General features: G+C 37.6%; 9 protein-coding genes and 1 pseudogene. 8 read left to right on the forward strand and 2 right to left on the reverse strand.

Annotated features, from left to right (window positions below):
* Positions 1-163 precede the first annotated feature (163 nt).
* Together NI462_RS14200 and NI462_RS14205 are read right to left on the reverse strand one after the other, a co-directional pair.
* Positions 164-1309 carry an acetyltransferase domain-containing protein gene (locus NI462_RS14200; protein ID WP_179991664.1) on the reverse strand — a complete coding sequence of 382 codons (1146 nt, stop codon included), beginning with the start codon at positions 1307-1309 and terminating at the stop codon, positions 164-166.
* Positions 1310-1600: 291 nt separating this feature from the next.
* Complete coding sequence (locus tag NI462_RS14205) at positions 1601-2167, reverse strand: recombinase family protein (RefSeq protein WP_004282172.1); 567 nt, start codon at positions 2165-2167, stop codon at positions 1601-1603.
* 315 nt (positions 2168-2482) lie between these two features.
* On the opposite strand from NI462_RS14205, the gene arsC reads away from it, so the two are divergent.
* From arsC to NI462_RS15165, 8 genes and pseudogenes are all read left to right on the forward strand, one after another.
* Positions 2483-2911 carry an arsenate reductase (glutaredoxin) gene (gene arsC, locus NI462_RS14210; RefSeq protein ID WP_253161160.1) on the forward strand — a complete coding sequence of 143 codons (429 nt, stop codon included), beginning with the start codon at positions 2483-2485 and terminating at the stop codon, positions 2909-2911.
* A gap of 44 nt (positions 2912-2955) precedes the next feature.
* Entirely contained in the window at positions 2956-3279 is a 324-nt protein-coding gene (locus NI462_RS14215; RefSeq protein ID WP_005248682.1) for a metalloregulator ArsR/SmtB family transcription factor, read from the forward strand.
* A 4-nt stretch (positions 3280-3283) separates the two neighbouring features.
* Positions 3284-3757 (forward strand): arsenate reductase ArsC, encoded by a 474-nt coding sequence (locus tag NI462_RS14220; protein ID WP_004644741.1) that lies wholly within the window; start codon positions 3284-3286, stop codon positions 3755-3757.
* 5 nt (positions 3758-3762) lie between these two features.
* Positions 3763-4803 (forward strand): ACR3 family arsenite efflux transporter, encoded by a 1041-nt coding sequence (gene arsB, locus NI462_RS14225; RefSeq protein WP_004644740.1) that lies wholly within the window; start codon positions 3763-3765, stop codon positions 4801-4803.
* 4 nt (positions 4804-4807) lie between these two features.
* A complete protein-coding gene (arsH, locus tag NI462_RS14230) occupies positions 4808-5512 on the forward strand; it encodes an arsenical resistance protein ArsH (protein WP_004644739.1) in 705 nt (234 codons plus the stop codon).
* 18 nt (positions 5513-5530) lie between these two features.
* Positions 5531-6481, forward strand: coding sequence for a thioredoxin-disulfide reductase (trxB, locus tag NI462_RS14235; protein WP_253161162.1), 951 nt, complete (start codon positions 5531-5533; stop codon positions 6479-6481).
* 96 nt (positions 6482-6577) lie between these two features.
* Positions 6578-7663 (forward strand): ArsO family NAD(P)H-dependent flavin-containing monooxygenase, encoded by a 1086-nt coding sequence (locus tag NI462_RS14240; protein ID WP_253161164.1) that lies wholly within the window; start codon positions 6578-6580, stop codon positions 7661-7663.
* Between the two features lie 251 nt (positions 7664-7914).
* Positions 7915-7992 (forward strand): annotated as a pseudogene (locus tag NI462_RS15165) (plasmid replication DNA-binding protein); the annotation flags it as partial.
* Positions 7993-8203: the final 211 nt, after the last annotated feature.

Raw genomic sequence — 8203 nt, forward strand, 5'->3', positions numbered from 1 at the left:
GATTCTTTAATAGATAATTTTAAGTTTTTTCTAAAATTAACATAATACACCTTATACGAAGTCAAAAATGGGAGCTTTAAGCTCCCATTTTGAGCAGATTTATCACTTATAAAATGGGTTTGAGTGGTCTAATTAATGGAACCACATTAATTTATAAGTTAACTTATAAATATTTAAGCAATTTTATTTGCTTATTTTTATGCTTAAAATTTGAGAATTTAAGCATTAATGGATAAAGCAATATACTTAGCATAATTGTTATAAACCATAAACTTATTACAGTATTTACTCCAAAATATGCACCTTGATTTGTTCCCCATATCCCTACAGAAATTGCATATAATGCTTTAAGAAGAAATAAATGTACGATATAGAAAAACATAGGTACTGAACCAAATACTATTAAGGGTTTAACCCATTTCTTATCTTCAACTTTATTTAACAATGCTAGAAGAATAAATCCAATTCCTACATTAAAAAGTGTAAATAGCAATGATGGTGGATATTTAGTTAGGTTGAAAAAACTCATCCCTGTTTCAAGAAAATTCTGTTGAACAGTCCATTCCTGATCACCATATAGATTTATTAGTCTTAAAATAAAAAATAGACCAATACTCAATATACCTGTAGTAAGTAAAGTTATATTGCGACGATGATTGTTTTTACTAGCATCAAATATATAACCGCCAATACAATATCCTAGTGTGATAATACCAATCCACGGTAAGACTGGATAAGAGGTTCTTAGACGAATTTCACCTAGCTCAATCCAACCTCTCTCATATAAAACAAACCAAAAATTCTGAAGAATAGGAATATTTGAAAAAGAAACTTGCTCTAATAAATTATGTCCAAAGATGATAATTAAACTGATTGACCAAAGCCATTTTTTGGATATATTTATCAACAATGATAAAGCAACCATACTTAGTCCAATAGCCCAGATCACTTGTAAATAAATAACATCTGGTGGAAATCTACCTGTCCAAGCAAAATTAATGATCACTAATTCAAGAAATATAAGGAATAGCCCTCGTTTTAGTAAAAATTCCCTTGTCATTGTTAAGCTATTATATTTACTCTGATATAAATACGCTGACAGTCCAGTTAAAACAACAAAAACAGGTGCACATAAATGAGCTAAAGTTCTGCTAAAAAAAAGGAATCCTTCAGTATCAGGTATAAGCATTGGATCTGTGACTTGATGATGTAAGTAAAATGTTTCTCTAACATGATCTAACATCATAATTAGAATTACTAAACCTCTTAAAGCATCTATTGCTTGTAACCGATCAAACGTACGAGTCATGATGAGTAATAATTTAAAAATAAATGTAATGTTATATCATTTCAAAGTATAATTAAAATTAATCATGGCACTTAATTTGACTAAGTGTAGTTTTCCTAAAATTAACATAATACACCTTATACGAAATACTTGATATTTATCATTAAATTTCAGTATATTAGATCAAGCCGTTGTGGGGCATAGGGTACCAGAGCGGCTTTTTATTGATTATTTATGTTCCACGCTTAAAATTCGAACAATGTTTCATGATTTTTATAAGTTAAACTAAATTTAGTTGCCAATCCCAATAAGCTATTCACTAACTTGTAAATATCGGTATACCGCCTGACGACTAATCCCAAAAGCTTTTCCTAATGCCATTTTTGATGGATACTTCCCTTCCCTCCATGCTTGTCGTAAAGCTTCAGCTTGGTCAGGCTTTAGTTTATGCACCCGACCTTTGTACTTCCCCTGAGCAGAGGCGAGTTTTATTCCTTCCTTTTGCCGCTCTAAAATGATCTCACGTTCGAACTGTGCAAAAGCACCCATCAATTGCAGCATCAAATTATCCATCGGGGTGGATTCGGCCGTAAAAGTAATATTTTCTTTTACAAACTGGATGGCAATCCCTCGTTTGACCAGTTTATCTACTTCAGTGACCAAATCTTTCAGGCTTCGCGCAAAACGATCCATGGAATGTACAATCACCCTGTCCCCTTCCCGGACATAGTTCAACATTTCCTGAAATTTAGGTCGGTCAGTATTTTTACCTGAAGCACGGTCAACAAAAATCCGGTCGACTTCAATTCCCTCAAGTTGACGTCCAGTGTTTTGCTCGACAGAACTTACCCGGATATACCCTACTTTTTGGCCTTTCAATTTTTCACGCCCCAATTGGATAAAAATGAACAATTTCGTAAATTATAAATCTTTAATACTAAAGTTACATGTTATTTATGATTAAAAATCATTTAAATGATACATAATTTCATGAACTTTCAGATTGTAACTTTAGGGTTTACTCTAAATTTACATATTTAAATAACGAGTTTTTTCTCACTCATAAGAATTTGCAAGAATATATATACATTTATTGACATTAAGTAATTTAAATAAAATCAATATACGTATTTGCATATATGTGGAAATACGTATATAAATATATCTGAGTTTCTAATAGCAGAGTCAGTCAAAATGTTCTCGACCATAAAGATTTATCACAATCCTGAGTGTGGTACATCAAGGAATACCTTAGCTTTAATTCAAAATGCAGGAATTGAACCAATCGTTATTGAATATCTAATTACTCCACCTTCGAAAGCAGAATTAATTGAACTTATTCGTAGTGCTGGTTTAAGTGTTAGAGAAGCAATTCGTAAAAATGTACCTCCATATTCTGATTTAGAAATTATTCGGGAAGATTGGTCTGATGAACAGCTTTTAAATTTTATGCTTCAACATCCTATTTTGATTAACCGCCCATTCGTTGTTACGGATTTAGGTACACGTTTGTGTCGTCCTTCTGAAGTTGTTTTGGATATTCTCCCGTTTCCTCAGAAAGGCGCATTTAGCAAAGAAGATGGTGAAAAAATTATTGATGAAAATGGCCAAAGAATTAAATAGCACTTTCTCATCTCTTAAATGGAAAGAATGTGAAGGAGACTTATATGGATCAAGTTAATTTTTTTAAATGCTTATCAGATGAAACACGTCTCAATATAGTGACATTAATTGTTGAAAATAAAGAACTATGTGTATGTGATTTGACTGAAAAACTACAACTCAGTCAACCTAAAATTTCAAGACATTTAGCCCTTTTACGTGCTTCAGGGCTACTTCAAGATCGCAGACAAGGCCAATGGGTTTACTACAGTATCAATCCAAAATTGGCCAACTGGTGTTATGAAATTTTAGATATTTTGAAGACGGTTCAATCTCAATCAAAGCTGGATGATCAACACCCCCTTTCTATAAATAGTTATTGTGAGTAATTCAATGAAATTTTTATTTTTATGTACTGGAAATAGCTGCCGTAGCATTTTGTCTGAAGTTTTGTTTAATAGCCGAGCACCAGAAGGTTGGAAAGCCTATAGTGCTGGGAGTAAGCCTTCAGGTCAAGTTCACCCGCTAACTTTAGAAACCCTTGAAAACTTAGGATTATCTACCGAAGGTTTATGGAGTAAAACGATTAATGATTGTGAACAATATCAACCTGATGTTGTGATCACAGTGTGTGATTCTGCTGCTCAAGAAGCATGTCCACTTTATTTGGGTGGAGCAATCAAGGCACATTGGGGCTTGGCTGATCCTTCACACTTAGACGTGAATAAAGAAGAAAAAATAAAAGCCTTTATGAGCACTGTTGAACATATCAATCGTCGCTTAGATGCTTTATTTAAACTTAATGTAGATAAACTATCTCGCTCAGAATTGATTGCAGCAATTAATCAAATTTCGAACGTTGAGTAAGTGAAATGTCTGAAAAACGCTTATCTTTTTTAGATCGCAACCTGACGCTATGGATTTTTATTGCCATGGCCTTAGGCATTGCCATCGGAAACTTCTTTCCTCAGGCTTCTGTCGCACTCGATAAATTAAGCATTGATTCAGTGAATATTCCAATCGCGATTGGTCTTATTCTAATGATGTATCCACCACTGGCAAAAGTGAACTATGCGACTTTGCCACAAGTGTTTAAGGATAAGAAAACCCTTACTTTATCCTTAGTACAAAACTGGCTGATCGCGCCAGTACTCATGTTTGCCCTGGCAATCATATTTTTACATAGTTATCCAGAATATATGACCGGTGTCATCCTGATTGGTCTTGCTCGATGTATTGCCATGGTTCTGGTGTGGAATGGCTTGGCCTGTGGTGATAATCAATATGTTGCAGCATTAGTTGCCTTTAACAGCATCTTCCAGATTCTATTTTTCAGTACCTATGCCTGGTTATTCCTGACCTTCCTTCCACCCTATTTTGGTGTCGCTTCGCAGGTCATTAATGTCGATTTCTGGACCATCACCCATGCTGTTCTGGTTTATCTTGGTATTCCGTTCTTATTAGGTTTCTTAACGCGATGGATTTTGGTGAAACAGAAAGGCGTGGAATGGTATGAAACCAAGTTCATTCCGAAAATCAGTCCGCTGAGTTTAATGGCTTTGCTGTTCACCATTCTGGCCATGTTTAGCCTAAAAGGCGGTGATGTCGTGAGTCTTCCGCTTGAAGTTTTACGCATCGCGATTCCTTTAACCATTTACTTCGTTTTAATGTTCTTCATCAGCTTCTTTATGAGTAAATGGATGGGCAATGACTATCCTAAGACCACAGCAATTGCATTTACCGCAGCGGGGAATAATTTTGAATTATCACTTGCAGTAGCGATTGCAACTTTTGGTATCGCTTCGCCTGTTGCTTTTACCACGATTATTGGCCCACTGGTCGAAGTTCCTGTGTTGATTGCCTTGGTGAGTGTTTCACTCTGGCTGAGAAAGAAAGTTTTTAAAGAGGCCTAACTCTATGAATCTCCCAAATGTAGATCTAAATCTTCTTGAGCAACCCACCTTTGAAAAAGTTCAAGCCAAAGAACTTGCTCATCCTCCGCGAATTTTGCTGCTGTATGGCTCTAATCGAGAACGTTCTTACAGTCGCCTTGCAGTTCTTGAAGCCGGTCGAATCCTTGAGCATTTTGGGGCGGAAATAAAAATCTTTCATCCTAAAGGGCTTCCTTTACCAGAAGATGCGGATACTGAGCATCCAAAAGTAAAAGAACTGCATGAGCTTTTAGCATGGTCAGAAGGCATGGTCTGGTGTTCACCTGAACGCCATGGTTCTATGAGTTCAATCTTTAAATCTCAAATCGACTGGATTCCACTGGCAGGAGGGGCAATCCGTGCAACCCAAGGTAAAACTCTTGCCTTGATGCAAGTCAGTGGCGGATCACAGTCATTTAACAGCCTGAACCAGATGCGTATTTTGGGGCGGTGGATGCGGATGATCACCATTCCAAATCAGTCTTCAGTTCCAAAAGCTTTTTTGGAGTTTGAAGAAGATGGGCGAATGAAACCTTCGGCTTTCTATGACCGGATTGTGGATGTGATGGAAGAGTTATTTAAGTTCACCCTACTGACTCGTGGACAAAGCAAATACCTGACAGATCGTTATTCAGAACGTAAGGAATCAGCTGAAGAATTATCTAAACGTGTCAATCAGCGCAGTTTGTAAACTGCTAGGTGATCTTAAATGCAAAAGAGACATTCTAAATTAATCATTCTTGGCTCAGGTCCTGCGGGTTACAGCGCTGCGGTATATGCAGCACGGGCTAATCTTAAACCCACTTTAGTTGCAGGCTTACAACTCGGTGGTCAATTAACCACGACCACTGAAGTCGATAACTGGCCGGGTGATCCAGAAGGTTTAACAGGCCCCGCACTCATGGAACGTATGCAAGCGCATACGGAACGTTTTGGCACCGAAATCGTCTATGACCATATCAGTGAAGTGGATTTAAGCGTTCGTCCATTCGTGCTGAAAGGCGATATGGAAGAATTCACCTGTGATGCCCTGATTATTGCCACAGGTGCAACGGCACAATACTTAGGTCTTGACTCTGAAGCTAAATTCATGGGGCAAGGTGTAAGTGCCTGTGCAACTTGTGACGGTTTCTTCTATAAGAACCAGAAGGTGATGGTTGTAGGCGGTGGTAACACTGCGGTTGAAGAGGCGCTTTACCTGTCTAATATTACAGCTCACGTGACTTTAGTGCATCGCCGAGCTTCATTGCGTTCTGAAAAAATTCTACAAGACCATCTTTTTGCAAAACAGAAAGAAGGCAAAATTAGCATTCTTTGGAACAATCAAGTGGATGAAGTGTTAGGCGATAACACCGGAGTAACTGGAGTGCGTTTAAAATCCACTGTAGATGGATCAAAGCAAGATATTGAGGTACAGGGTTTATTCGTGGCAATTGGTCACAAACCAAATACTGAGATGTTTTCAGCGCAACTTGAGTTACGTGATGGCTATATTCAGATCCAAAGCGGAACAGCGGGGAATGCCACTGCTACTTCAGTGCCAGGTGTATTCGCTGCCGGTGATGTGGCTGATTCAGTTTATCGCCAAGCGATTACTTCAGCAGGCTCTGGTTGTATGGCTGCATTAGATGCTGAAAAATATCTTGATAGTTTAAGTTGATTTTGATGTTGTCATAAAAATATAGTGAATATTGTAAAAGCCCAGTCTTCAGGATTGGGTTTTTATATTAAAGAAAAAATAAAAGGGGAAAAGGCTTTGAATCAGAAACAGACGGAAACTGATGTCATCATTATCGGTGGTGGACAGGCAGCTTTATCTACAGCTTATTTTTTAAGGCGAAAAAAAATACCATTTATTATTTTAGATGATCAAAATCAAGCAGGTGGAGCCTGGTTACATGCTTGGAATTCTTTGCGTCTGTTTTCACCGAATAGCTGGAGTTCCTTACCTGGTTGGGTTATGCCGAATACAGAACAAACGTATCCGACCAAGAAAGAAGTTATTGAATACTTGCAGCAATATGAGCAGCGTTATCAATTTCCGATTATTCGTCCTGTATATGTTGATCACGTCAAAAGCGAAAGAGAAGTATTGAGTGTGCATGCAGGTGAACAGATATGGAGAGCCAAGGCTGTAATCAGTGCAACGGGCACCTGGAGTCATCCTTATATCCCATCTTACCCTGGCCAAGAAAATTTCAAAGGTCTGCAATTACACTCCGCCCATTATCAAAATGCAGAACTTTTTAAAGATAAGCACGTAATGATAGTCGGTGGTGGAAATTCTGGAGCACAAATTTTGGCTGAAGTTTCCCAAGTGGCAGACACTCTTTGGATCACGCCAACACCTCCTCAATTTTTAGCAGATGATGTTGATGGCCGTGTACTGTTTTTACGTGCGACAGAGCGTTTAAAGGCACAATTAGAAGGCCGTACAATAGATCAGCCTGTTGGCGGTCTGGGTGATATTGTCATGATTGATTCAGTCAAAGATGCATGTGCACGAGGAGTTTTACATAGTGAGCGCCCATTTTCGGCTTTTACAGAAAATGGCGTGATTTGGGAAGATGGATCTTTTCAACAGGTTAATGCAGTGATTTGGTGTACTGGATTTAAAGCAACTTTAAGCCATTTAAAGCCACTTGGAATAGTAGAGGAAAATAATACGATACTTGTTGAAGGAACACGAGCAGTCAAACAATCCAACCTATGGTTAGTAGGATATGGTGAGTGGACCGGACCTGGTTCAGCGACACTGGTGGGTGTTTCAAGGACTGCGAGAGCCACAGTGGATGAAATTGCAGCTTATTTAGATAATATTTATAATTACATCCAATGTTAAATTGCTTGCCGTAAACTAAGTGCTTTTACAACTTTGATAACAGTATCGAAACTAAGTTTAACCCTCACCGGAAAGAGCTTTGTAAAGACTTTCTCGACCTAGGCTTATCGGGCTATTTAGTGAAGTTGAAAGCTCCAAGTGCAAGTCTACAGTCTTACCTGTAAGAGAAATAATGTAACTTTAGAGTATACTCTATAGTTACATAAATTAGATTTAAAACTTGTCTCCAATAAACCCAGTACGGTTCACCTAAACAGATTGCTACCCCTGAACAACCAGAATCCGAAAAAAGAGGCTTTTGGAGCCGTTTTTTTAGACCCTATGATTAACCACGATTGTTTAACTCATATGAATAAAGTCGTGAAACTTTGATTAAATAATAAGCGTGGAACGTGAAAAATCATAAAAAAAAGCCCACCTTGGGGAGGTTGGGCAAAAAAGAAACTACAGCTTTGAATTTTCAAGAGAATTATACCGCATTTCGTATAAGGTGTATTATGTTAATTTTAGAAAAAACTTAAAATTATCTATTAAAGAATT

Origin of the sequence: Acinetobacter lwoffii, from assembly GCF_024129715.1 — a bacterium.
Lineage (GTDB): Bacteria > Pseudomonadota > Gammaproteobacteria > Pseudomonadales > Moraxellaceae > Acinetobacter > Acinetobacter lwoffii_U.